Genomic DNA, 23,126 nt, shown 5'->3' on the forward strand with positions numbered 1-23,126 from the left:
GTTCGGGGCCCTGCGCTGCCGGCGCTCGCTCAAGCTTCTGGCCGATTTCACCCACCGAATGGATGGACGTTTCGAAATTGTGTTGCGCGGGCGTCCGGCGCTCTCCGAATTCCCGGATTTCCACGCCTTCGTCGAAGCCGAGCCTTATTTGTCGTTTCGTGGACCCTACCGCAATCCGGAGGACATGGCGGCGATCTACCAGGACGTGCATTTCTCCTGGGCGATCGATTTCTTCGAGGAGGGGCAGAATTCGGAATGGCTGCTGCCCAACCGTCTTTATGAAGGCTGCCGCTTCGGGGCGGTGCCGATCTCGATGGGCCATACGGAAACCGGACGGTTCCTCAGCCAGCAGGACATCGGCATCCTGCTGCCCAAGGCGACGCCCGAGGCGCTCGAAACCGCACTCGGCACGATGGAGGAGCGGCGCTTCGGCAGACTGAAGGCGCGCGTGCTTGCCCGCAATCCGAGGACGTGGAGCTACGATCGCAGCGACTGCAGCGCGCTGGTCGAAAAGTTGCGCCTCCTGACCGCTGTGCGCGAACCTCTCGCGACTGCGGCGCTGGCATAGGATGGACATTGCCTGATGACGCAAGCGCTTCCCTCCACCCTGATCGTGATCCCTTGCCTGAACGAGGCAGCCCATATCGGTGCACTGCTCGGCCAGCTTTGCCCGGCGGCGGCAAGGCTTGGCGCCCGGATCGTCGTTGCCGACGGCGGCAGCACGGACGGTACGCTGGCCATTGTCGAGCAGGTCGCAGCGAAGGACCCGCGCGTTGTCCTGCTTCACAACAAGCGCCGCATCCAGAGCGCGGCGATCAATCTCGCCGTCGGCACTTTCGGCGAAGGCGCGGAATATCTCATCCGCATCGACGCGCATGGCGGCTATCCCGACGATTACTGCGACCGGCTGCTTGAGGAAGCGCTGGCCACATCAGCCGATTCGGTCGTGGTTTCGATGCTGACCAGCGGCAGCGGCGCCGTGCAGAAGTCGGTTGCGGCGGCGCAGAATTCGAAACTCGGCACCGGTGGCTCCAAGCATCGTCACCTCTCCGCCGGAGAATGGGTCGACCACGGCCATCACGCGCTGATGCGGATATCGGCCTTCGGCGCTGTCGGCGGCTATGACGAGACCTTCAGCCACAATGAGGATGCCGAACTCGACTACCGGCTGCGGCGGGCCGGCTACAGGATCTGGATGAGCGGCAAGACGCAAATGATCTACTATCCGCGCGCCTCGCTCAAAGGCCTCTATTTCCAGTATCTCGGCTATGGTCGCGGCCGCGCCAAGAATGTGCTCAAGCACCGCGTCATCCCCAAGGTCCGGCAGATGGTACCGCTGGCGGTCCTCCCGGTGGTTCTTCTGGCGGCCTTCTCGTTCGTGCACTGGATCGCGGCTGTACCGCTGCTGGTCTGGGCTTCGGTCTGCCTCGGCTACGGCCTGGTGACGGCCATTCGCCAGCGCAATGCCGACATCGCGCTGGCCGGCGTTTCGGCCATGGTCATGCATTTCGGCTGGTCCGTCGGCTTCTGGCTGCAGCTTCTCGGCCTTGGCGCGCGACGCGGGGTGGCGTGATGGTGGCTCGGGCCAAGAACCGCAGCATCGACATCGGCGTGTGCACGTTCCGCCGGCCGGAGCTGGCCGACACGCTGCGCTCGCTTGCCGCCATGGAGATGCCTGAGGGCTTCGATATCGGCGTCATCGTTGCCGACAATGACGACACGCCGAGCGCGCAGGCATTGGTGGCGGCGCTGTCGCAGGAATTGGCGGTGCCGGTCCGCTACCGGCATGCCCCGGCGCGCAACATCTCGGTCGCCCGCAACGCTTGCCTCGATGCCAGCGGGGCGGATTTCCTCGCCTTCATCGACGATGATGAGACTGCCTCCGCCCGTTGGCTGGCCGAGTTGGTGGCGACGGCAGAGCAGAGTGGTGCCACCGCCGTGCTCGGTCCGGTGCGGGCGCTCTACCGCCCGGATGCACCCGAATGGATGCGCCGGGGCGACTTCCATTCGACCTTGCCGGTCTGGGTGCGCGGGGAGATCCGCACCGGCTACACCTGCAACGTCCTGCTGCGCATGCAGTCGGACAGCCTGCGGGGCCGTCGCTTCAGCCTGGCGCGCGGCCAGACCGGCGGCGAGGACACGGAACTCTTCGATCAGATGGTCAAGGCCGGCGGCCGCATCGCCTTCGCTCAAGAGGCCTGGGTGGACGAGGTGGTGCCGCGCTCAAGGGCCGCGTTCGATTGGCTCGGCCGCCGCCGTTTTCGCGTCGGCCAGACGCATGGTCACCTCTTGGGCAGCAATGCGCGCGGCATCGGGTTGATCAAGCATGTCGGCCTTGCCGCCGCAAAGGCAGCGTTTTGTTTCGCCGCGGCCCTTCCCGTGGTCGCCAGCCCGGTGCGCAGGAACCGCAGCGTGCTGCGCGGCATCATGCATGTCGGCGTCGTCAGCGGCCTTGTCGGCGTCCGCGAACTCCGGCTCTACGGCCAATCGTCATCTCCGGAAGGAGGCAAGCGTGCAGCCTGACGTTTCCTTCGCCCCGGATGTTTCCTTTGTCATCGCCGCCTATAATGCCGAGGCGACGCTCGACCGCGCGATTGCCAGCGCGATTGCGCAGAAGGGCGTCAGCGTCGAGGTCATCGTCGTCGACGACCAGTCGCGCGACGCCACGCTCGATGTGGCGCGGGCCTATCCCGAGGACATTGTGCGCGTCGTCGCGCTTGCCAAGAATCGCGGTCCCGGTGGCGCCAGAAATGCCGGGCTCGACGTCGCCCGCGGCAGGTGGATAGCTGTTCTCGATTCCGACGATGCCGTCTTCCCCGGCCGTATCGCCGCCATGATCGGCCGCGCCGAAAAAGCGGATGCCCAGATCGCCGTCGACAATCTCCAGGTCATCCGCGAGGACGGTGTCGTCGAGGATGCGATGTTCCCAAGGCAGTATCTGGAAAGCCTGCGCGAGATTTCACTGGCCACCTACATCGCCGGCAACGTCATCTTCGAATCGAAGTTCAACCTCGGCTACCTCAAGCCGATCTTCCAGCGCCGGTTCCTCGACGAAAACCGGCTTCGCTACGACGAGAAACTGAGGATCGGCGAGGACTACATCCTGTTTGCCGAGGCGCTCGCCAAGGGCGGCAGATGCGTGGTCGAGCCGGAGATCGGCTATGCCTACCACATCCGCAGCGGTTCCATCTCGCGTGTGCTCGAGCTTCACCATGTCGAAGCGATGCGCCTGGCGGATGCCGTATTCGCTCAAACCCATCGGATGGACGAGGCGGCCCAGTCGGCTTTTGCCCGGCGCGGCCGCAGCCTGCGCAAGGCAGCCTCCTTCCTGGCGATGGTCCAGCACATCAAGGCGCGGTCCCCGCTCAAGGCGATCCGGACGGCGCTCAGCGACCCGGCGGCGGTCAGGCATATGGGCATGCCGATCGCCGTGCGGTTGCGACGAGTAGCGGCACAATTTGCCGTGGGGGCGGGGAGGTGAAGATGCAGGCACATGGAGGGATTTTTCGTGGCCTGTGAATGGACTGTAGTCGATCTCCTCAGAAGGAATTTGCGATGAAGAAAATCAGGAAGGCCGTGATACCGGTGGCGGGGCTTGGAACACGGTTCCTGCCGGCGACCAAGTCGATGCCGAAGGAAATGCTTCCGGTGGTCGACAGGCCTGTCGTGCAATATGCGGTGGACGAAGCCTTCGAAGCCGGCATCGAGCACATCGTGTTCGTGACCGGCCGCAACAAGGCGGTCATCGAGGACTATTTCGACCTGCATCCGGAATTGATCGGAACCCTGGAGCAGACGGGCAAGAAGACCCAGTTGGAGGCGCTCGAAAGCATGCTGCCGGTGGCCGGCGCCACCTCCTTCATCCGCCAGCAATCCCCGCAGGGACTCGGCCACGCCGTCTGGTGCGCCCGCGAGGTCATCGGCAACGAGCCCTTCGCTTTGCTTTTGCCAGACATGGTCTCCTTCGGCGGGCGCGGTTGTCTTGCCGAAACCGTCGACCTCTATGAGCGCACCGGCGGCAATGTCATCGCCGTCGAACGCTGCGATCCGAGCGAGACCAACAAATACGGCATTGTCGGCCGCGGCGCCGAAATCGGCGGCGGTTTCGAGGTCACGGCCATGGTCGAGAAGCCGGCCCCGGCCAACGCGCCGTCGAATTTCTACATCAACGGCCGCTACATCCTGCAGCCCGAGATTTTCGCGCTGTTGGGCAACCAGCAGCGTGGCGCCGGCAACGAGATCCAGCTGACGGACGCCATGGTCCGCCTGTCAAAGGACCAGCCGTTCTTTGCCCAGCCTTTCCTCGGCCGCATGTTCGACTGCGGATCCAAGGAAGGCTTCATCCAGGCCAACATTGCCTTTGCGCTGGCGCGCAACGACATGAAGGGCCCGGTTTTCGAGATGCTTCAGGAGTTCGTCCGGTCGCATGAACGCCAGGAAGAAGCCGCATAATGCCCATCTTTCGGGAGTATTGCCGGATGGTTGGCGGCGCGGGGCCGAAAGGCCCCGTCGTCTGGCATGAAGCTTGCGTTGCTTCTTGGCAATGCTACCGACCGTTGGGGCGCCTGCAAGCCCAAGCATGATCCTGGAAAGTGACTCCCGGTTTCCGGAAAGGTCATGCTTGAAACTGAGACAGGTCATGGTTCCCGAAGTTTTCGGAAAAGATCATGTCCAAACAAAGAGATAGAGCCTCGACCCGATGATCGGGAACGCAACGGGCTCTGGGATTGGACCGACGATGAATTATGCCAACTTTCCTCTCGACAAGAGGATGCCATTGCCGAATTCCGACGCAGGAAACGGCGAAGACTTCATCGATATCGAGCGGCTGCTTGGCATGGCCGCGCGGCAGGCCAAGGTGGTTGCTGTGTGCGCCGTCATCGGTCTTTTCCTGGGCATGCTCTATCTGCAGACAACCCCGCCCAAATATGTGTCGGTTTCGAGCGTGCTGATCGACGAGGGCCTGAACAAGATCGTCGACGACATTTCAGCGGCGTCGACGACCATGCAGACCGATTCCGCCATTCTGAGCCAGATCGAGATCCTGACCTCTACCCGGCTCGCCGCGGTGGTCGTCGACAAGCTCAAGCTCGACCAGAACGACGCGTTCATGAACCCGCCGCAATCCGCCCTTGCCCAGGGTGTCGGCTTGATCCGCGGGCTGATCCAGTATGTCCGGCCCAGCCCGACCATCCCAGGCGTCGGTGACATCAGCAAGCTGGACCCCGCCACCCGCGATGCGCTGATCGCCACGTCGCGCCGCGACTATGCGATCCTCAAGCTGCAGAGCGAGATCCAGGCGGATCGCGTCGGACGAAGCTACGTCATCGCGCTCGGTTATCAGGCCACGGATCCGGCCCTGGCGAAAGCGATCACCAAGGCCTATGCCGACGCCTATCTAGCCGATCAGCTCGATGCCAGCTTCGACGCCACCGAGCGCGCGGCGGTCTGGCTGCAGGGCCGGCTGACGGAACTGAGAGAAAGTTCGCAGCAGGCATCGCTGGCCGTCGAAAAATTCAGGGCCGAACACGGCCTGTCCGCCAACAGCGATGGCCAGCTGATGAGCGACAAGCAGCTTGCCGACCTCAACGCCCAGCTCATCGTGGCGCAGGCCGACACGGCGCGCGCCAGCGCTCGCTACCAGCAGTACAAGTCGATCGTCGACAGCGGCTCGGACAACGCTTTCAAGGATGCCGCCATTTCGAGCGATCAGCCGAGCAGCTCGGTCATTTCGTCGCTCAAGACCCGCTACCTCACCGTCGCCAAGCGTCAGCAGGACGTCGAGGCGAATTTCGGTCCTCAACATCCGCAGGCCGTGGCGCTTGCGAAGGAGAAGGCCGACATATCGGCGCAGATCTTCGGCGAGCTGAAGCAGCTCACCGAAAGCTATCGCAACGAGTATGAGGTGGCGCTGGCGCGCGAGACCGCGCTCAGGGCCAATGTTGCCGCCGCTCAGGGCAAGAGCTCCATCGACAACCAGTCGCAGGTCCAGTTACGCGACCTCGACCAGAAGGCGACGGCGCTCACCACGCTCTATCAGACGTTCCTTGGCCGCTACGAGGAAGCCGCGCAGCAGCAATCCTTCCCGGTTGGCAAGATCCGCATCATCTCGGATGCCTCGACGCCGCTCTCCGCCTCGAGCCCGCGAACCATGATCGTGCTAGGACTGTCGCTCGTGCTCGGCGTGCTGATGGGCGCCGGCTTCGGCGGCCTCAACGAGTTCAATGAGCGGTTCTTCCGGACCGGCGAGGAGGTCCGCGACCGCGTCGGCCTCAAATTCCTCGGCTATCTGCCGACCATCGGCAGCAGGCCCTCCAAGGACGACAAGCAGGCCGAGGCTCAGCCGGATGCCAAGGCAGCGAGGTCGCCGGCGGCCATCGAAAGGCGCGCGCGCATGCGGGTGAGCATCGATGCCCCGGCATCGATGTTCTCCGAAACGCTGCGCAGCGCCAAGATCGCCTTCGATGTCGTGATGGAAGGACAGGGCAGCCGCGTCGTCGGCGTCATCTCCGTGCTTCCCGGCGAAGGCAAGTCGACGGTCGCGGCCAATCTTGCCGGACTGCTGGCCGCCAACGGCGCCAGGACGCTGCTCATCGACGGCGACCTGCGCAATCCGGGTTTGAGCCGCAGCCTCGGCATGGAAGCCGAGCAAGGTCTCATGGAAGCCGTGGTCAATGGCCAGACCTGGCAATCGGTCGGCAAGATCGACCGGCAGACCAAGCTCGCTATCATTCCCGCCGTGCTGCGCGGCAACTTCTCGCACACCAGTGAGCTATTGTCCTCTGCCGGAATGCGGCGCTTCATCGAGAACGCCAAGGAGACGTTCGAGTACATCGTCGTCGATCTGCCGCCGCTCGGGCCGGTGGTCGACGCCAAGGCCTTCGCGCCTTTGGTCGACGGCTTCGTACTGGTCACCGAATGGGGCCGCACGCCGCGCGCCATGGTGCGGTCGATGCTGGAATCCGAACCCTATGTCGCCAATAAGATCGTCGGCGCGGTGCTGAACAAGGTCGACCTGAAGAAGCTCGCCAAATACGGATCGTTCGGCGCGTCGGAAAAATTCTTCGACAAATATTCGAGCTACTATCTCGACAAGTCGGAAGTGCGCAGCAAGGCAACGGTTTAGAGCCGTTCCGGGAAAGCTGTTTCACGCTTTTCCTGGAACGGCGCTAAGATGGATAGCTCAAGCGGCCACCCGGATTTCCGTCTTGACGGAATTGGCGATGAAGCACTGTTCATGCGCCAGGTGGTGCAATTCCGCTTGCGTTGTGGCGCTTGGCTGCTCGCCGGCGTAGACGATGGTCGGATTGAGCTCGACGCGGCTGACGATCAACTTTCCATCGACCTTCGCCATCATGCCGATCGCCTTGTCGGTATGGCTCTCGACGACGATCCGCTTGGGCGCCGCGAGCGAGAGAAAAGTCAGCATGTGGCAGCTGGAAATCGCCGCGATATAGGCTTCTTCCGGATCGACATTGGCTTCCACGGAATAAGGAAGCGGAACGATATGCGGCGAAGCCGACGCCGGCATGGACGAACCCTGCTTCCTCAAATGGACAATGGCGGCTACGCCGCCTTGAGCCGGTAGCGGAAAACGGTGTGGTCGAGCAGCCGCCTTATGCGCGGTTCGGCTTCCGTCGCCACCAGCCAGCTTGCCGCGATCATGGTCGCGCCGACGATTGCCATCGACAGGAGATAAGGCATCCCGGCACGGACCATCGCCCCCAGCATCGCCGCGCCGACGACGTCGTGGATCAGGTAGAGCGGATAGGTCATCAGGCCGATCCGGCGCCATCCGCTCCAGCCGAGGTCGAGCCGCAGCGACCACGCCATCAGCGCGATGGCGACCAGGAAGATCAGGATCGGCGGTGCATAGGGCATCGCGGCATTGACCTTGATGCTGTGGACGTCGACTGAACTGACGATCTGCAGCACGCCCCCGCCGAGGAACAGCAGGCAGAAGCCCAGGCGAGGCACCGTCAGCGCCTTGAACCGGATCAGCCACAACAGCACGCCGACGGCAAAGAAGCAGCCGTGATGCACCAAAGTAAGCTGGAGCAGCCGCGTCTCGGCGAAGTCGGCCCAGCCGAGCGGATAATAGAGGCACCAGAACAGCGTGCTGACCAGGCCGATGACGATGGCGACCGCCTCCATCAGATCGAAGCGGCCGAGCCGCAGCAGGATCCAGACGATGGCGTAGAAGGCGATCTCGATGCCGAGTGTCCAGTAGACGCTGTCCACCCAGGGACCATAGGGCGCGAACAGGACGGTGCGGGCCAGCCTGACCACCGCATCGGTCGGCCAGCTCAGGCCGACGGCGAGAAGCAGCGCGGTGGTGACCGGTGCGCAGATCCAGACCGCCGGCGCCAGTCGCTTCACCCTGGCCTCGAAGAACCGCAGCGGCGTCGACTTCTCGGCGCTGAAGGCGATGACGAAACCGCTGATGACGAAGAAGATTTCGACGCCGACCCAGCCGGATTCGACCCAGGCGCCTATGTCAGGCTGCGCGGGCACGCCGCCCGTGGCCTGTGCCGAGATGCCATCGGGATAGGCCCACACCCAGAAGCCATAATGGTAGACCATGACCAGAACGGCCGCGAGAAACCGCAGGATGTCGACGCCGCCAAAGGTAATTTTTTGCTGAGCCATACCGCACCGTCGGATGGCCCCCCAGGAGACACTGTAGGGTGGCTTGCTGCATCGCACAATAAAAGTATTGCTTGCCGATCAGGATTGACCGACCGGCAAGCACAGGCTGTGCGAAACCACGCGTCGCATCCGTCTCAAATCCCGATCCCGCGCGCCTTCATTGCTGCGGTGATCTCGTCGAGGATGGCCGGGTCGTCGATGGTCGCCGGCATCGCCCATTCTTCCTTATCGGCGATCTTCTGGATGGTGCCGCGCAGGATCTTTCCCGACCGCGTCTTGGGCAGGCGCTTGATCGTCACCACGGTCTTGAAGGCGGCGACCGGCCCGATCCGCTCACGCACCAGCGCGACGACCTCCTTCTCGATGGCGCCGCCGTCGCGCGCGACACCGGCGTTCAGCACCACGAAGCCGAGCGGAATTTGCCCTTTCATCGCGTCCGCAATGCCGACGACGGCGCATTCGGCGACATCGGGATGGGCGGCCAGCACCTCTTCCATGGCGCCGGTCGACAGCCGGTGGCCGGCAACATTGATGATGTCGTCGGTGCGGGCCATCACATAGAGGTAGCCGTCCTCGTCGATCAAGCCGGCGTCCGCGGTCTTGTAGTAGCCGGGAAACTCGTCGAGATAGGCCTGGCGGAAGCGGGCGTCGGCATTCCACAGCGTCGGCAGGCAGCCGGCCGGCAGCGGCAGCTTGACCACGACATTGCCGAGCGTCCCGCGCGGCACTTCGTGGCCGGCATCGTCGAGCACGCGGATGTCGTAGCCGGGCATCGGCACGCCGGGCGAGCCGTATTTTACCGGCAGCAGGCCGAGCCCCGCAGGGTTGATGGTCATCGGCGAGCCGGTCTCGGTCTGCCACCAATGATCGACCACCGGCACGTTCAGCTTCTGCTCCGCCCATTTGATGGTTTCGGGGTCGGCGCGCTCGCCGGCGAGGAACAGCGTGCGGAATTTCGACAGATCGTATCTGGCAACGAACTCGCCTCGCGGGTCCTGGCCCTTGATCGCCCGGAACGCCGTCGGCGCGGTGAACAGCGCGACCACGCCATGGTCCGAGATGACCCGCCAGTAGGTGCCGGCATCGGGCGTGCCGATCGGCTTGCCTTCGAACAGGACGCTGGTGCTGCCATGCAGCAGCGGTCCGTAGACGATGTAGGAATGGCCGACGACCCAGCCGACATCGGACGCTGCCCAGAACACCTCGCCCGGCTTGACGCCGAACTCGTTTTCCATCGTCCATTTCAGCGCGACCATGTGGCCGCCATTGTCGCGCACGATGCCCTTCGGCTGGCCGGTCGTGCCCGACGTGTAGATGATGTAGAGCGGATCGGTGGCCAGCACTGGCACGCAGTCGACATTGGCGCCGGCCGCCCGTTCGCGCGCGACGGCGTCGGCATAGTCGATGTCGAAATGCTCCTTCAGTTCGCAGCGCAGCTGGTCGCGCTGCAGGATCAGGCACGCGTCCGGCTTGTGGCGGGACATCTCGATCGCCTTGTCGAGCAGCGGCTTGTAGGCGACGATCCGGCCCGGCTCCAGGCCGCAGGAGGCCGAGATGATCAGCTTCGGTTTTGCGTCGTCGATGCGGGTGGCCAGTTCATGCGAGGCAAAGCCGCCGAACACGACCGAATGCACGGCGCCGATGCGGGCGCAGGCGAGCATGGCGATGGCCGCCTCCGCCACCATCGGCATGTAGATGATGACGCGGTCGCCCTTGCCGATGCCCCGGTTCTTCAGCACCGAGGTCAGCGCCACCACTTCGCGCTTGAGTTCGGCGTAGGTGAATTTTTTCACCGTTCCGGTGATGGCGCTGTCATAGATCAGTGCGATCTGGTCGGCGCGTCCGCCGGCGACATGCCGGTCGATGGCGTTGTAGCAGGTGTTGCAGGTCGCGCCGGCAAACCAGCGGCCATAGACGCCGGCGGTGGCGTCGAACACCTTGTCCCAGGGCGAATACCAGTCGATGGCGCCGGCCGCGTCCGCCCAGAATTGTTCCGGGTCGTGTTTCCAGCCGTCATAGACCTCTTGATAGCGTGAAGCCATCCGCACCTCCCAGGAGCCGTTTGCCGTCTTTGCCGACAGCCTATGCTGTTTTTTTCGGCCCTGTCTTCCCTGATTTTCGTATGAACCGGTCCTAGACCGCTTAATCGCCGTGGCCGGGCAGCCTCGTAGAGAGGTCGGCCGACAGCCGTCTAACAAACGGGTTTCATTGGACGAAATGCCGGCGGCACTAGATCGGCAGGGCCACGAGCATGAGGCCTACGCCACCGAAGATCAAAATGGCTGCCGCCAGCGCTTTTCGATGACGTTCGAAAGTCGTCGGAGCCCGCTCCCAGTTGTAACGCATACGCTATCTCCCCAAAACCCCGGGGAGTCCTTACCTTACTTAAGGGAAGAAAAGCAACGGCCCGGCGAACCAACGCGGTTAGCCGAGGCTTCATGGTGACGACTATTCCTGGGGTGATTTCCGCTGAGGATTGATGGCGCTCAGATCGCCATTCGCAACGGCACGCTGTCGCTTTTTCCGGGGAAATCGCCGCGCACTCGAATTTCTACATGCCCCAACGCAGGGCCGCCGTATGGACAGGCGCGTCCCACCAGCCCGTCATCTCGTCGTCGAGCATGGTGAGCGTGATCGAGCAACCGGCCATGTCGAGCGAGGTGACGTAGCTGCCGACCAGCGAACGGATTATCGTCACGCCGTGCTTCTCGAAGATTTTGCGCGCGCTATTGTACATCAGATAGAGTTCCATCAGCGGCGTGCCGCCGAAGCCGTTGATGAACAGCAGGGCCGGTCCTTTCGCCTTGTCGCCGAGATCGCCCAGGATCGCGGTACAGATCTCCTCGGCGATCGCGTCGGCGCTCTTCAAGGTGTCGCGTCGGCGGCCGGGCTCACCATGGATGCCGACGCCGAATTCCATCTCGCCGTCGCCGATGTCGAAGGTCGGCTTGCCCGCCGCCGGCACGGTGCCGCTGGTCAGCGCCACGCCCATTGAGCGGGTCGCGGCATTGACGCGCTCGCCCAGTGTCTTCAGCACCTGCAGCGCCAGCCCATGTTCGGCTGCTGCGCCGACGATCTTTTCCACCACCAACGTGCCCGCCACGCCGCGCCGCCCGGTCGTGTAGGACGAATTCTCGACGGCAACATCGTCATTGGTCACCACCTGCTGGATGCCATCGGACATTTCGGCGGCCATGTCGAAATTCATCACATCGCCCTCGTAGTTCTTGACGATGAACAGGCAGCCGGCACCGGTGTCGACGGCCTGCGCCGCAGCCAGCATCTGGTCCGGCGTCGGCGAGGTGAACACCTGGCCGGGGCAGGCGGCGTCCAGCATGCCATGGCCGACAAAGCCGCCATGCAGCGGCTCGTGGCCCGAGCCGCCGCCGGAGATCAGCGCCACCTTGCCCGGCCGCAACGTCCTGCGGCGGACGAATTTGTGCTCGTCGCCAAGCGTCAATATGTCGGCGTGGGCGGCCACGAAACCGTCGAGACTCTCGGTCAAAACCGTGTCCACAGCGTTCATAAATTTCTTCATGGCGTCCTCCCGAACAGCCCGGCGGCAAATGGTCAGCCGCCACCCTTTCCGGCGATGCTGGTGATCTTCTGGATGAATTCGTTGATCGCCCGATCGAGCGCCGCATTCTGCTTGTCGTCGCCGAAATCCGGAACGACGAGCGACACATGCCGCGTCTTGCGCATGCCCGCGGCAATCGACATTTTTCCCGGATGCGCCTGATGGTAGGCGGCGAGAAACTGATCCCGCTCCGCCGGACTGAAATGGCAGACGGAAAAAATAGCCGGCAAATGCTTCGACGGAATCGGCACCGTATAGGCCGGGCTCGAAATCTGCGTCACGAAGCTGCGGTGCTTGCCAAGCGCGTCGGCCAGGCGCTGGCGCATGCCGGACGGGCGCTGGTCGATGACCTGCGACAGGATCGCCTTGTAGGCACGGATCGCCTCTTCGGAGCCGGGTTCGGGTTTGATGTCAACCATGCCGGCCGCGCCTAGACCGAAACATCCGCGATGGCCGCCTTGGCCATGGCGAGTTGCGCCGGTGCGACGGACAGATCGCGCAGGCCGGCTCCGAGCAGCGACGGGATCGCGGCCGGATCGCCGCCGGCATCGCCGCACAGGCCGACGGGAATGCCGTTTTCCCGTCCGAAGGCCGTGACCGAGCCGATCAACCGCAGCACAGCGGGATGACGGACCGAATTGAGATGCGCGACCGCGGCATTGTCGCGCGCCGCCGCCATCACATATTGCGTCAAATCGTTGGAGCCGATCGAGAAGAAGGCGACGCCGGCGAACGCCTCCGGCGCGATGGCCACCGACGGCACCTCGACCATGATGCCCAGCGGCGGCATCTTGTGGATGACGCCACGTGCGGCAAGGGCTGCCTGTTCTTCGGCGAACAGGGCGGCCGCACGCCCATACTCATCGGCCGTGGCGATCATCGGAAACATCACCCTGAGATTGCCGTGTGGCGCGGCGCGCAGCAATGCCCTGATCTGTACGCGAAAAATGTCGAGCCGCGCCAGCGACAGCCTGATGCCGCGCAGGCCGAGGAACGGATTGCCTTCCTCGACAGTGAACCCTGGCACCGGCTTGTCGCCGCCGGCGTCGACGGTGCGGATCGTCACCGGTTTTTCCCCGGCCCATTCCAGCACCTTGCGATAGGCGCGGTATTGCGTTTCCTCATCCGGCAAATTCTTGCCGAACAGGAACTCTGTTCGCATCAGCCCGACACCGTCGCAGGTCGCGATGTCGATGCCGTCGACATCCGACGGATCGGCGATGTTGACCCGCACGCGCACCGCCGTGCCGGCCTTGGTCACCGCCGGCCGCGCCAGAAAACGCCGGGCCACGCCCTGGCGGGCCGCGAAGGAAGCGGATGACTGCCGGAACGTGCCAATCTCGGCCGGCGAGGGCGCCAGCACGATGCTGCCGTGCTCCGCGTCGAGCAGTGCCATGCCAGCAAGATCGGCAAGCGGTTCACGCAACCCCACCACCATCGGCACGCCACGCGAGCGCGCCAGCATGGCGACATGGCTGGCTGTGCTTCCCGCCTTCAGCGCGATGCCGCCGCCATGGCTCCAGTCGGTTTCGAGGAAGCGCGTCGGCGCGATGTCCTCGCCGCAGAGGATGGCACCGGACGGCGCGGCGCTGTCGACGTCCTCCGTCAGGATGCGCAGCACCTGGTCCCTGATGTCGCGCAGGTCCGTGGCACGGGCACGGAAATAGTCCTGGTCGGAGGCCTCGTAACCGGCGATCTCGCCATCAAGCGCCTCTCTCCATGCCACGTCGGCGGTCTGTCCCGAAGCGATCGACGCGAAGGCCGGCCCGCTCAAGGCGTCGTCTTCCAGCATGGCGATGTGGAATTCGAGTATGCCGGCGGCGTCGCTGTCGGCGGCCTCCGCCATGGCTGCAAGCCGGATCACTGCCGTGCCGATCGCGGCTTGCAGCGACGTCTTCTCTTCCGTGGCGGTGGCTTTGCCTGCGTAGGCGGCCGGCGGCCGGTCGAGGTCGAACAGCGGCCCCTCGGCATAGCCGGCCGAGGCTGGAACGCCCTCAATCCGCATGGCCCGCATTCCCTTCGGGCCGACGAAGAAGCGTGCCAGCCTCACGCCGAGCGGACATGACCGGCATCCTCGTCGAAGTCGCGCTGCACCAGCTCGATCAGCGCGCGCACGGCATCATCGGCGCCGCTGCCGCTGGCCCTGATGTGCAGCACCGTGCCCTTCGGCGCCTTGGCCGCCATCACCTTGACGATGCTCTTGGCGTCGAACCAAGGCCCGTTGGCGGCCAGCGCGATTTCCACGTCGGCGGCAAAGGTCTTGGCCAGCTTGGTGAACTTCACCGACGGGCGCGCGTGCAGCCCCACATCGTGGGTTATCAGGACGGTCGCTTCGGCGGCTGCGGACATTTTTCAGAGATCCCGTTCACTCACGACGGCGACAATTCGTGCGCCGTCGCCACCACTTCCTTCAGCGAGGCGCCGCCGGAAGATTCGGTCGCGGCCATCACCGCGCCCTCGACGATAGGCGCGTTGCACACGATGATCTTCTGCGCACGCGGCTCGCCGATCATCTCCACCGCCATTTCCGAGTTGGTCTCGGCGCCGCCGAGATCGACAAGGATGGCGACACCGGCTTCCGACCAGGCCTTGTCGATGGCGCCCATGATCGCCTCGACATTGGTGCCGAGCCCGCCATGGCCGTTTCCGCCGCACCATGCAAGCGGCACTTCGTCGCCCACCATCTGGCGTACCATGTCGGCCGTGCCCTCCGCGACCAGCGGCGAATGCGACACGATCACGATCCCGACATTGCTCATGCGCTTTCCCCGATCGCTTGCCCCACCGAGCGCACCAGCAGCGCGGTCGAGCGCGCCCCGGCATCCATATGGCCGATCGAGCGCTCGCCAAGGAACGAGGCGCGGCCGCGCAGCGCCCTCATCGGCACGGTCGCTTCGGCGGCGGCATCGGCGATGTCGGCGATCTCAGCCGCCGTCTTGTCCGCCGCCAAGGCGTCATGCACCGGCTGCAGCACATCGAGCATGGTTTTTTGTCCGATCTGCGACTTGCCGCGCGCGGCCACCGCTTCGACCGCCTTGCCGAAGGCAGCGGCCAGGCCGCTGCGATCGGGATCCGCCGCAATCTCCTTGCCCAAGGCCATGAACAGCGTGCCGAACAAGGGACCCGAAGCGCCGCCCACCGTCATCACCAGCTTGGTGCCGATCGCCTTCAGGGCGTCAGGCAGCGGTTTTGCGGCGAACGCATCGGCCTCGGCTCGCACGGCCTCGAAGCCGCGCTTCATGTTCAGCCCATGGTCGCCGTCGCCGATCGCCTGGTCGAGCGCCGTCAATTCCTCGGCGTGAGCGGCGATCGTATCGGCGGCCACCGCGATCAGCCTGGCTAGGTTCAACGGCGCCATGTTGCCCAGAATCCCGGTTTCCAGTCTGCCGGCAGTAGCGAAAGAACGGTCATTAGACAACTGGTGCATGCATCAGGCCGTGACGAGCAGAGTGGCGGCGGCCGAAAACACCTCGGCCACCGCATGCGCGCCGGGGTCGACCACGCCTTGCAATTTGGTGCCGACATAGGCGGCCCGTCCGGCCTTTGCCTTCACCATCGCGGCCGTGGCTTCGGCGCCGCGCCGGGCGGCGGCCGCTGCCGCCTCCAGGCCATCGGCATCGAGCGCTTTCAGCGCGGGCTCCAGCGCATCGACCATGGTGCGATCACCCGGTTTGGCGCCACCGTAGAAAGTCGTCCGCTCAAGTCCGGCAAGCAGCGCCTTGGACAGGCTGGCGCCGCCGCCAAGGGCCTGTGCCGCCGCCGTGAAGAAGATCGACAGCAGCACGCCGCTCGAGCCGCCCATCGACGCGCTCAATACGTCGCCGATCGCGCCGAGTGTCGCAGTAGGGTTCGCCAATGGCAGGGTGTCGAGCCTGTCGAGGACGCTGCGCGCGCCAGTCGCCACTGTCGAGCCGGTGTCGCCGTCGCCGGCTTTGGCGTCGAGCCCGTTCAATGCCGCTTCGAGCGAGATCAGTCTCTCGCAGACCGTGACGATCAGGCGCCCGGTGCCGGCATCCTGGCTGGGCTTGTGCGCAGCACTCTGTCCGGCTGCTTTCGCCATTGGCACGACGACAGGCGCCGCGACCGGCTTGGCGGGCATCCAGGCATGCGGGCCGACCGGCGCCAGCAGGGCGGCCTCGCGCGCCGTATCGAGCTGGATCAGCGACAGCGAGAAGCCGTTCATGTTGAGCGCCGTCATCAGCGGGCCGGGGCCGATCGTCAGCCTGACGGTCTTCATAAGTGGCGAAACAAGCACTGCATTGGCTATAACAGCCATTTCAAGCGGTGGCACCGAACCGAGATTGTTGATCAGCAAGGCATGGCTCGCCTTCGGGTCGAGCCCTGCCGCGAGGCGCTCCGCCATGATCGCGACCAGCCTGTCGACGCTTTGCAAGGCAATCCGCTCGACGCCCGGCTCGCCATGAATGCCTAGGCCAAGTTCGCCGTCGTCCGCGCCAAACCTGTCTTCATGCGGCTGCCCAGGGATCGAGCAGGACGACAGCGACATGCCGAGCGAAACGATATCCTTTGCTGCCGTCCGCGCCGCTGCCGCGATATCGGCCAGGTCGTGGCCGGCTTCCGACAGATGACCAGAGATCTTATGCACGAATAGCGTGCCGGCGACACCGCGCGGCTGGTTGATGTCAGGCAAGGCTATGTCGTCGGCAACGATCACCATCTCGACGCGAAAGCCCTCGGCGCGCGCTTTCTCGGCGGCCAGGCCGAAATTGAGCCGGTCGCCGGTGTAGTTCTTGACGATCAGCAGGCAGCCGGCCGGGCCGGTTACCGCGCGGATCGCAGCGAGCACCGCTTCGACACTCGGCGAGGCGAAGATCTCGCCGGAGACCGCCGCTGTCAGCAGGCCCCTGCCAACAAACCCGGCATGCGAAGGCTCATGCCCGGCGCCGCCGCCGGAGACGACGCTGACCTTCGACTTGTCCCAGTCGGCACGCAGCACGACTTTGATCTCGGGATAGCCGTCGAGACGCGCGAGCTCGCCTGAGCCGATGGTGCGCAACAGGCCGTCCAGCGCCTCGGTGACGATCGTTTCCCTGCGGTTGAAGAAGTGCTTCATCGAACTCGTTCCATATTCGCGATCGTCAATCGGAGGCGGCATTGCCGCTTTCGCGGACAAACACCGAAACCGTTCACATCAATCTTTGTCCATCGGCGCCGAAATAGAGCGGCGAGCGATAGCGGATCACCACCTTGTCGCCTTGCGCCAGATCGGTGTCGGGGTCGGTCAGCGTCACCAGTTTCTTCGGCCCCACCGTCACATGCAGATGGTTCTGGTCGCCGAGATGCTCGACCCAGTCGACGACGCCGTCGGCATGGCCATTCATGGCCTTTTCGATGGCCAGATGTTCGGTGCGCGCGCCGATCGTCTTGGTGCCGGCCGGAGCGCCGCCATCGGGCAGCAGGCCGGTCGGCAGAAGATTGATCGCCGGCTGGCCGAGCCTTGCCGCGACATGCAGGTTTGCCGGCTCCGAATAGATGGTTCGCGGCGAGCCGATCTGTACCAGCACCCCGTCGGCAAGAATGCCGATGCGGTCGGCCATGGTCATCGCCTCGATCTGGTCGTGCGTGACATAGAGCATGGTGGCGCCGAGTTCGGACTGGATGCGTTTCAGCTCCAGCCGCAGATCCGCGCGCAGCTTGGCGTCGAGCGACGAAAGCGGCTCGTCCATCAGATAGATGGCGGGCTTGCGCACCAAGGCGCGGCCGATAGCGACGCGCTGCATTTCACCGCCCGACAGCTTGGTCGAGCGGTTGGCGAGCTTGTGATGGATGCGCACCATCTTCGCCACGTCCTCGACCCGGCGGCGGATCTTGTCCTCCGGGATTTTCCGCGCCGGAGAGCGCAGCGGGAAGGCGAGATTGTCGTAGACCGACAGATGCGGATAGAGCGAGTACTGCTGGAACACGAAGGCCGTGTCGCGCTCGGCCGGCGACAACGTCGTGGCGTCGTTGCCGCCAATCTCGATCGCGCCGGCATCCGGCCGCTCCAACCCGGCGATCAGCCGCAGCGTCGTCGTCTTCCCGGCCCCGGTCGGCCCGAGCAGAACGACGAACTCGCCGTCTGCAATGTGCAGGTCGAGGCCGTTGACGGCGACATGCTCGCCAAAGCTCTTGGTCACGTTCTTGATGTGCACGTCAGCCATGCTGCGCTCTCCCCTGAGAGGCGGTGTCGTGGACCGCGGTTCTCACCGCGCGGCCCGATCCCTTGTCGAACAGCGACAGCCGTGCGCTGTTCAGCGCCAGACCGACATGATCGCCGGCATTGAGCCGGATTTCGGCCGGCACCCGCGCCTTGATGATGCCGTCGGCCGTTTCCACCGCGACGATCTGCGTGGTGCCGAGATATTCGGTGCCGTAGATGGCGCCGCGCAGCTTGGAAGTGTCGTCGAAACGGATATGTTCGGGCCGGATGCCGAGCGCCATGTCGGCCGGCGCGATATCCTCGCGCACCTCCGGCACCGCCACCTTCGCGCCCTGGACGACGATCTCCTTCGCGCCTTTAGCGAGCCCGCCGCCGAAGCCCAGAAAATTCATCGGCGGCGAGCCGATGAAGTCGGCGACGAACATGGTCGCCGGGCGGTCGTAGATTTCGCGCGGTGTGCCGAACTGCTCGATGACGCCGTGGTTCATCACAGCGATCTTGTCGGCCATCGACATCGCCTCCATCTGGTCATGCGTGACATAGACGGTGGTGGCGTGGATGCGGTTGTGCAATTCACGCAGTTCATGGACCATGAGGTCGCGGAATTCGGTGTCCAAGGTGCCGAGCGGCTCGTCCATCAGAAAACATTTCGGCCGCCGCACGATGGCGCGCCCAAGCGCCACGCGCTGGCGGTCGCCGCCGGCAAGGCCGGAGACCGACTTGTTAAGGAGGTGGTCGATGCGCAGGAGTTTCGCCGTCTCTTCGACGCGTGTCCGGATTTCGGCCGACGGCATGCCTTGCGCCAGCAACGGAAAGCCGATGTTCTTGCGCACATTCATATGCGGGTAGAGCGCGAACAGCTGGAAGACGAAGGCGATGTCGCGCTCGCGTGCCCGCAGCATGGTGACATCCTCGCCGCCGAGCAGGATCTGGCCGCCGGTCGGCAATTCGAGCCCGGCGATCATGCGCAGTGTCGTCGTCTTGCCGCAGCCCGACGGCCCGAGCATGACGAAGAACTCGCCATCCTCGACGACGAAGTTGGAATCCTGCACGGCGACGAAATCGCCGAAGGCCTTTCTCAGGTGCTGAACACGGATCTCGGCCATGATTATTCCGGGAACTTCGAGACGATGATGAACATCACGGTGCCGGCGAGCATGGTGATGAAGGAATAGGTGTAGAGGGACAGCGCGAAAGGCTGGAACAGCATCAGGAAACCGATGGCGATCAGTGCGGTCGCGATGTTTTCCATCAGGCCGCGCCGAGCCCAGGCCGGCCAGCGTGACTTGCGTTTAACGGGATTGGTCATGCTCATTTGCGCACCGCGCCAAAGGTGATGCCGCGCAGCAATTGCTTGCGAAGCAGGATGGTGAAAACCAGGATCGGCACCAGGAAGATCGTCGTGCCGGCCGCCACAGCCGGCCAGTCCTGGCCGCCTTCGCCGATGATGGTCGGGATGAAGGGCGGCGCGGTCTGCGCCGTGCCCGAGGTCAGCAGTGCGGCGAAGGCATATTCGTTCCAGGCGAAGATCAGGCAGAAGATGGCGGTTGCGGCGATGCCGGTCGTCGCTTGCGGCAGCACGGTGCGCCAGAACGCCTGCAGCCGGGTATAGCCGTCGATCATCGCCGCTTCCTCATATTCGCGCGGGATCTCGTCGATGAAGCCTTTCAGGAGCCACACCGCCAGCGACACGTTGACCGCGGTATAGAGCAGGATCATGCCGAGCGCCGTATCCGACAGGCCAAGCTCGCGGTACATCAGGTAGATCGGAATGGCGACGGCGATCGGCGGCATGAAGCGCGTCGACAGGATGAAGAACAGGAGGTCGTCGGCGAGCGGCACCTTGAAGCGCGAGAAACCATAGGCCGACAGCGTGCCCAGAAAGACCGCGCAGAAGGTCGACCCGAAAGCGATGATCAGCGAGTTGAGGAAGCGCGGCAGGAAGTTGGACGGGCCGGCGATCACCATGTTGCGCTTACGCACGGTCTCGTCGCAGAAGCCGGTCGCCGGCCCCAGCGAGTTGATGTATTCCGGCGTCTGCCGCGTCCGCGTCGTGAACAGGTTGCAATAGCCCTCGATGCTCGGCTGGAAGACGATCTTGGGCGGATAGGCGATCGAATCCGGCGGCGTCTTGAAGCTGGTGGCGAAGATCCACAAGAGCGGCACGATCGAGATCAGCGCGTAGGCGATGATGATCGCGCCGGCGATGCGCTTCGAATTCGCTGACGGTGCAACGACCGAATGGGCAGTGGTCAGGCTCATCTCTGCTTCACCTTGTTGAGCGCCTTGACGTAGATGTTGGCCAGCCCGAACACCGCCACGAACAGGATGATGGCGAAGGCCGAGGAATAGCCGGTGCGCCAGCTCTCGAATGCCTGCCGCTTCAGCGTGATCGAGGCGACCTCGGTGGTCGAGCCCGGTCCGCCGCCGGTCAAGAGGTTGACCATGTCGAACATCTTGAAGTTCTCGATACCGCGAAACAGCACCGCCAGCATGATGAAGGGCAGCGCCATCGGCAGCGTGATCGACCAGAATTGCCGCCAGTTGGAAGCACGGTCGACCTCGGCCGCCTCATAGATGTATTCGGGGATGGACCGCAGGCCGGCCAGGCAGATCAGCATCACGTAGGGCGTCCACATCCAGGTATCGACGATGATGATCGACCATGGCGCCAGCGACACGTTGGAGAGCATCTGGATGCTTGTCGGCGGGATGCCGCTGACGAACGAGATCACATAGGAGAACAGTCCGATCTGCGGCTCGTAGAGGAAGCGCCAGAAATTGCCGACCACCGCCGGCGACAGCATCATCGGCACCAGGATCAGCGTCGTCCAGAAGGCGTGGCCGCGGAATTTCCGGTCGATCAGCCAGGCCAGGGTGAAGCCGATCAGCGTCTGCAGAAGGATGGTCCAGAACACGAAATGCGCCGTCGTCTGCATGGCAAACCAGATGTCCTGGTCGCCGAGGATGCGCTGGTAGTTGGCAAAGCCGAGATTCTTCACCACTTCGTTCGGCCGGTTGGCTCGGTAGTTGGTGAAGGACAGGTAGATCGCCCAGAACAGCGGGAAGATGTTGATGGCCAGCAGCAACAGGATCGTCGGCGAGATGAACAGCCAGGCGAGGCCCTTGTCGCTGATGCCCCGGACCTTGCGGGCCAACGGTTCCGGGGTCGCCCGGGCAACGTTCTCCGCGGTCCGATTGAGCATGGTCAGTCCTGCTTCGGTCACTTGGGTCGTCTCTGTGATGGAATTTATCTGAACTGCATCCCGTGCCAAGGGTGGCACGGGATGCGTCGGTCTGGCTCGGGAGGAGCCGGTTACATCGTGCCCCGGTTACATCTTGCCATCGTCCTGGAACACCTGGGTCCAGTCCTTGACCAGACCGTCGAGTGCATCCTTGGCCGAACCCTGGCCGGCGACGACATAGTCATGGAAGCGCTTCTGCGAGGCCTGCAGCAGCGGGGCGTAGCTCGGCTCGGCCCAGAAATCCTTCACGATCGCCATTGAGTCGAGGAAGGCCTGCGCGTAGGGCTGGCTGGCGGGGAATTTCGGATCCTTCACCACGGCGTTCAGGCAGGAATAGCCGCCGAGCGACCACCACTTGGCCTGCACGTCCTTGTTGGCGAACCACTTGATGTATTTCAACGCCGATTCGTGCTTGTCGGAATAGGACACCACCGAGATGCCCTGGCCGCCTAGCTGCGCGAACTGGTCGCCGTCGGGCCCCTTCGGGTTGACGAAGTAGCCGATCTTGTCGCCGCCGACATTCTCGTCCTTCTGCAGGCCGGGCCAGGTGAAGGCGAAGTTCATATGCATCGCCACCTGTCCGGATTTGAAGGCATCGACGCCTTCGCCCATGTAGCTGTTGGAGGCGCCGGGCGGGGTGCAGCAATCATAGAGCGCCTTGTAGAATTCCAGCCCCTTCACCGATTTCTCGGAATTGACGAAACCCTGCATCTCGTAGGGCTTCTTCGGGTTTTCATACTGGAAGCCGTAGCTGTAGAGCACGTCCATGGCGCCCATGGTGATGCCTTCCGAGCCGCGCTCGGTGTAGATCGAGGCACCATAGACGGTCTTGCCGTCGATCTGCCGCTTCTGGAAGAATTCGGCGATCTGCTTCAACTGGTCGAATGTCGCCGGCGGGCCGAGGTCCCAGCCATACTTCTCCTTGAATTCCTTCTGCAGCTCGGGCCTGGAGAACCAGTCCTTGCGATAGGTCCAGCCGACGACGTCGCCCATGGCCGGCAGTGCCCAGTAGTTCGGCGTGTTCTTGGGCCATTCGGAATAACCGACGACGGTCGCCGGCACGAAGTCGTCCATGCTGATCTTCTCCTTGTCGAAGAAGTCGTTCAGCTTGACGTAGTGGCCGTTCTCGGCCGCGCCGCCGATCCACTGGCTGTCGCCGATGATCAGGTCGCACAATTTGCCGTGCGAGTTCAGTTCGTTGAGGAAACGGTCGGCATAGTTGGTCCATGGCACGAACTCGAATTTCATGCCGATGCCGGTTTCCTTGGTGAAATCCTTGGACAGTTCGACAAGTGCGTTGGCCGGGTCCCAGGCGGCCCAGCAAAGCGTCAGGTCTTCAGCGTGCGCGGCGTTTGAGACGGCTGTCGACGCTGCGATCGCCGAGGCCAGTCCCAACGCCAGTTTCAAACTCGATTTCATGCCTTCCTCCCATTTGCGAAACGCGCCCGGATGACGGTTTCAAGAGCCCTCAACCTCTCTCCTCAGAGGCCCAAAC

At 64.0% G+C, this 23,126-nt stretch carries 21 protein-coding genes and 1 pseudogene; 6 read left to right on the forward strand and 16 right to left on the reverse strand.

All coding sequences use genetic code 11. The features are described from left to right. The 6 genes and pseudogenes from C1D09_RS07210 to C1D09_RS07235 form a co-directional block, all read left to right on the forward strand. Positions 1–568 (forward strand): annotated as a pseudogene (locus tag C1D09_RS07210) (glycosyl transferase family 1); the annotation flags it as partial. Between the two features lie 15 nt (positions 569–583). Then, on the forward strand, positions 584–1,573 hold the full coding sequence (locus C1D09_RS07215; protein ID WP_143973629.1) for a glycosyltransferase family 2 protein: 990 nt from the start codon (positions 584–586) through the stop codon (positions 1,571–1,573). Then, the gene (locus C1D09_RS07220) at positions 1,573–2,523 is read left to right on the forward strand and encodes a glycosyltransferase family 2 protein (protein ID WP_143973630.1); all 951 of its coding nucleotides are present in this window, start codon (positions 1,573–1,575) and stop codon (positions 2,521–2,523) included. Before C1D09_RS07215 ends, C1D09_RS07220 begins: the two co-directional genes overlap by 1 nt. Continuing rightward, positions 2,513–3,481 (forward strand): glycosyltransferase family 2 protein, encoded by a 969-nt coding sequence (locus C1D09_RS07225; protein ID WP_143973631.1) that lies wholly within the window; start codon positions 2,513–2,515, stop codon positions 3,479–3,481. Before C1D09_RS07220 ends, C1D09_RS07225 begins: the two co-directional genes overlap by 11 nt. 74 nt (positions 3,482–3,555) lie before the next feature. Next, positions 3,556–4,452 carry a UTP--glucose-1-phosphate uridylyltransferase gene (locus tag C1D09_RS07230; protein ID WP_019862855.1) on the forward strand — a complete coding sequence of 299 codons (897 nt, stop codon included), beginning with the start codon at positions 3,556–3,558 and terminating at the stop codon, positions 4,450–4,452. A 286-nt stretch (positions 4,453–4,738) separates the two neighbouring features. Further along, on the forward strand, positions 4,739–7,126 hold the full coding sequence (locus C1D09_RS07235; protein WP_143973632.1) for a polysaccharide biosynthesis tyrosine autokinase: 2,388 nt from the start codon (positions 4,739–4,741) through the stop codon (positions 7,124–7,126). A 57-nt stretch (positions 7,127–7,183) separates the two neighbouring features. On the opposite strand, the gene C1D09_RS07240 is transcribed toward C1D09_RS07235, so the two are convergent. From C1D09_RS07240 to C1D09_RS07315, 16 genes are all read right to left on the reverse strand, one after another. Continuing rightward, a complete protein-coding gene (locus C1D09_RS07240) occupies positions 7,184–7,531 on the reverse strand; it encodes an OsmC family protein (protein WP_143973633.1) in 348 nt (115 codons plus the stop codon). 35 nt (positions 7,532–7,566) lie between these two features. Continuing rightward, the gene (locus tag C1D09_RS07245) at positions 7,567–8,649 is read right to left on the reverse strand and encodes an acyltransferase family protein (protein ID WP_143973634.1); all 1,083 of its coding nucleotides are present in this window, start codon (positions 8,647–8,649) and stop codon (positions 7,567–7,569) included. Between the two features lie 134 nt (positions 8,650–8,783). Then, complete coding sequence (locus C1D09_RS07250; RefSeq protein ID WP_143973635.1) at positions 8,784–10,691, reverse strand: propionyl-CoA synthetase; 1,908 nt, start codon at positions 10,689–10,691, stop codon at positions 8,784–8,786. Positions 10,692–11,200: 509 nt separating this feature from the next. Then, positions 11,201–12,187, reverse strand: a complete 987-nt coding sequence (gene dhaK / locus C1D09_RS07255; protein WP_143973636.1) for a dihydroxyacetone kinase subunit DhaK — start codon at positions 12,185–12,187, stop codon at positions 11,201–11,203. Between the two features lie 32 nt (positions 12,188–12,219). Continuing rightward, positions 12,220–12,645 (reverse strand): hypothetical protein, encoded by a 426-nt coding sequence (locus C1D09_RS07260; protein WP_143973637.1) that lies wholly within the window; start codon positions 12,643–12,645, stop codon positions 12,220–12,222. A gap of 11 nt (positions 12,646–12,656) precedes the next feature. Beyond that, the gene (ptsP, locus tag C1D09_RS07265; RefSeq protein ID WP_167514516.1) at positions 12,657–14,231 is read right to left on the reverse strand and encodes a phosphoenolpyruvate--protein phosphotransferase; all 1,575 of its coding nucleotides are present in this window, start codon (positions 14,229–14,231) and stop codon (positions 12,657–12,659) included. Positions 14,232–14,272: 41 nt separating this feature from the next. After that, a complete protein-coding gene (locus C1D09_RS07270) occupies positions 14,273–14,575 on the reverse strand; it encodes an HPr family phosphocarrier protein (protein ID WP_140769963.1) in 303 nt (100 codons plus the stop codon). A gap of 20 nt (positions 14,576–14,595) precedes the next feature. Further along, positions 14,596–14,985 (reverse strand): dihydroxyacetone kinase phosphoryl donor subunit DhaM, encoded by a 390-nt coding sequence (gene dhaM, locus C1D09_RS07275; RefSeq protein ID WP_010913108.1) that lies wholly within the window; start codon positions 14,983–14,985, stop codon positions 14,596–14,598. After that, positions 14,982–15,584 carry a dihydroxyacetone kinase subunit DhaL gene (dhaL, locus tag C1D09_RS07280; RefSeq protein ID WP_143973638.1) on the reverse strand — a complete coding sequence of 201 codons (603 nt, stop codon included), beginning with the start codon at positions 15,582–15,584 and terminating at the stop codon, positions 14,982–14,984. The genes dhaM and dhaL overlap by 4 nt, the downstream gene beginning before the upstream one ends. Before the next feature lie 72 nt (positions 15,585–15,656). Next, complete coding sequence (locus C1D09_RS07285) at positions 15,657–17,300, reverse strand: dihydroxyacetone kinase subunit DhaK (RefSeq protein WP_143973643.1); 1,644 nt, start codon at positions 17,298–17,300, stop codon at positions 15,657–15,659. Positions 17,301–17,373: 73 nt separating this feature from the next. Continuing rightward, positions 17,374–18,387 carry an ABC transporter ATP-binding protein gene (locus tag C1D09_RS07290; protein ID WP_143973639.1) on the reverse strand — a complete coding sequence of 338 codons (1,014 nt, stop codon included), beginning with the start codon at positions 18,385–18,387 and terminating at the stop codon, positions 17,374–17,376. Next, positions 18,380–19,492: an ABC transporter ATP-binding protein gene (locus C1D09_RS07295; protein WP_143973640.1), complete on the reverse strand. Its 1,113-nt coding sequence runs from the start codon at positions 19,490–19,492 to the stop codon at positions 18,380–18,382. Before C1D09_RS07295 ends, C1D09_RS07290 begins: the two co-directional genes overlap by 8 nt. Positions 19,493–19,494: 2 nt before the next feature. Further along, complete coding sequence (locus C1D09_RS07300; protein ID WP_095771666.1) at positions 19,495–19,701, reverse strand: hypothetical protein; 207 nt, start codon at positions 19,699–19,701, stop codon at positions 19,495–19,497. Beyond that, positions 19,698–20,648, reverse strand: a complete 951-nt coding sequence (locus tag C1D09_RS07305) for a carbohydrate ABC transporter permease (RefSeq protein WP_010913114.1) — start codon at positions 20,646–20,648, stop codon at positions 19,698–19,700. Before C1D09_RS07305 ends, C1D09_RS07300 begins: the two co-directional genes overlap by 4 nt. Then, on the reverse strand, positions 20,645–21,592 hold the full coding sequence (locus tag C1D09_RS07310) for a carbohydrate ABC transporter permease (RefSeq protein WP_143973644.1): 948 nt from the start codon (positions 21,590–21,592) through the stop codon (positions 20,645–20,647). The genes C1D09_RS07305 and C1D09_RS07310 overlap by 4 nt, the downstream gene beginning before the upstream one ends. Positions 21,593–21,718: 126 nt before the next feature. Beyond that, a complete protein-coding gene (locus C1D09_RS07315) occupies positions 21,719–23,050 on the reverse strand; it encodes an ABC transporter substrate-binding protein (protein WP_143973641.1) in 1,332 nt (443 codons plus the stop codon). Positions 23,051–23,126 lie beyond the last annotated feature (76 nt).

The organism is Mesorhizobium intechi (assembly GCF_002879535.1).
GTDB lineage: Bacteria > Pseudomonadota > Alphaproteobacteria > Rhizobiales > Rhizobiaceae > Mesorhizobium > Mesorhizobium intechi.